Origin of the sequence: Streptomyces sp. MnatMP-M17 (assembly GCF_900091995.1) — a bacterium.
Lineage (GTDB): Bacteria > Actinomycetota > Actinomycetes > Streptomycetales > Streptomycetaceae > Streptomyces.
In genome coordinates this window covers 1-2,192 of sequence record NZ_FMDK01000586.1, presented here as the reverse complement: position 1 = coordinate 2,192, position 2,192 = coordinate 1, and the positions used below count along the sequence as shown (strand labels likewise).

Genomic DNA, 2,192 nt, shown 5'->3' with positions numbered 1-2,192 from the left:
CCGGCAGTGCGGCGGGCACGGGCGCGGCCACCGAGGCCGACGCGTAGGCAAGCGGCTGGCTCAAGGGCCGGCCCAGGGGCCGGCCGGCCGGGACGGCCACGGGCCCGCCCAGATAGCTCAGCATGACATCTCGCTGCGCCGCCACCAGGTCCCGGCTGGTGCGCAGGAACTCGGCGACGAGGGCGTCCGGTCCGGACGCGGCGGCGCCGTGGGAGGCGTAATTCTCCGGCACGATCAGCTCCGTAACAGGTCGGGCGGGGTGCAGGGCGTCGGGGGGAATGGTGCCGTCGGCGCGGCGGACGAGCTGGCCGTCGACGGTCCAGCCGGCGGTCCGCTCGGCCACGGCGGTCTCGGGATCGACCGCGTCGCGGCCCTGGAAGAGCCGGCCGGTGCGGACATCGACACCGCTGACCGCGAGCTGGGCCAGTGCGGAGAGAAAGCCGGTCAGTCCGGCTCCCCGGCCGCCGTCGAGCGGAACGGTGCGGTGCGGGCGGTCGCCCAGGACGGCGGAGACCAGTCTGCTCAGCACCCGGCCGGGACCAACCTCCGCGAAGACACGGGCGCCGGCCGCGTACATGGCCTCGATCTGCTCGGTGAACCGGACGGGCGCGCCGATCTGTGCCGCGAGCCCGGCCCGTACCGCCTCCGGGTCCGCCGGATACGGATCGGCCGTGCGGTTGGACCAGACGTCGAAGTCCGGTGCGTGGACGGTCATACCGGCCAGGCTCTCGGCGAAGGCGTCGCCCGCTCCGGCCAGCAGGGGGCTGTGGAAGGCGCAGGCGACCTGGAGCGGCTTGGCCGCAAACCCGGCGTCGCGCAGCCGCGCCACCGCCGTGGCCATCGGCTCGGTCGGTCCCGAGATGACGGTCTGCTCGGGCGCGTTGCGGTTGGCGGCGACGACGGCCTCGGCGAGACCGGACGTCCGCAGCACCTCCTCGACCTGCTCGGCCGTGGCGGAGACGGCCGCCATGGTGCCCGGGTCCCCGCCTTCGACCTGCGCCAGGATGGCTTCGGCGCGGGCCGCGCTGGCGGTGAGGACATCCTGCGGCGCGAGCGCGCCGGCCACACCGAGCGCGACCAGTTCGCCGTAGCTGTGGCCCGCGGCCATGGCGGGTCGTACACCGAGCGAGGCCAGCAGTTCGGCGGCGGCGAGTTCTACGACGCCGAGCGCGGGCTGCGCGACGGCCGTGTCGGTGATACGGGCCAGCTGGCCCGCCTTGCCCTCTTCATCGAAGGCGGCCGGCGGATAGAGCGTGTCCGCCCATTGCGCGCCGAGCTGGAGATGGCGCTGCAACTCGGGGAAGGCCACGAAGAGTTCGGCGAGCATTCCGGGCCGCTGGCTGCCCTGCCCGGGGAAGAGGAAAGCCAACTCACCGGCGACGGAACCGCCGCTCCTGGCAGGCTCCGTGGTGTCGTCGGCCGCGTAGAGGCCCGCCTTCGGGTCCTGCTCTCCTTCGGCGGCCCGGCGCAGCAGCTCCGCCAGTCCGGCCAGGCTGTCCGCCACGAGGGCGATCCGTACGGACTCACCGCGGCCGGCCGCCTGGTCGCTGCGGCGTGCCGTATGACGCGCGTAGTCGCGCAGTCGCCACTGGCCACCGCGCTGGAGGAGTTCCAGCAGGGCGCGGGCGGAGCGGCGGGCCGCCTCGGCGTCCCGGCCACGGAAGGTGAAGAGTTCCACCGGCCAGGTGTCCAGGGAGTGCCTGGGTGGCGGCTGGTCATACGCGCGTAGAACAACATGGAAATTCGTACCGCCGAAACCGAAGGCGCTCACACCCGCGATGCGCTCCGCCGGTTCCGTGGCCCAGGGCCGGGCGGCAGTGTGGAAGACGAACGGGCTGCTCCCGCCGTCCCAGGCCGCGTTCGGCTGCCGTACATGCAGCGTCGGCGGCTTCACTCCGTGGTGGAGGGCCAGTGTGGTCTTGATCAGTCCGGCCAGTCCCGCGGCGCACTTGGTGTGCCCGATCTGGGACTTCACCGAGCCGATCGCGCAACTGGCGGGCTCGGCACCGGCTTCGGTGAACACCTCGGTCAGCGTGGCCAGTTCGGTACGGTCGCCCACCACGGTGCCGGTGCCATGGGCCTCGATCAGACCGACGTCGGCGGGCGAGACACCGGCGTTGCGGTAGGCGCGGGTGAGCGCGGCGCGCTGGCCCGCCGGGCGCGGCGCGGTCAGGCCCAGGGCGCGGCCGTCG

General features: G+C 73.9%; 1 protein-coding gene. It reads right to left on the bottom strand.

The window, feature by feature from the left end:
• Positions 1-2,192: acyltransferase domain-containing protein (locus GA0115259_RS25125; RefSeq protein WP_141716685.1), on the bottom strand; the 2,192-nt coding region annotated here is incomplete at both ends.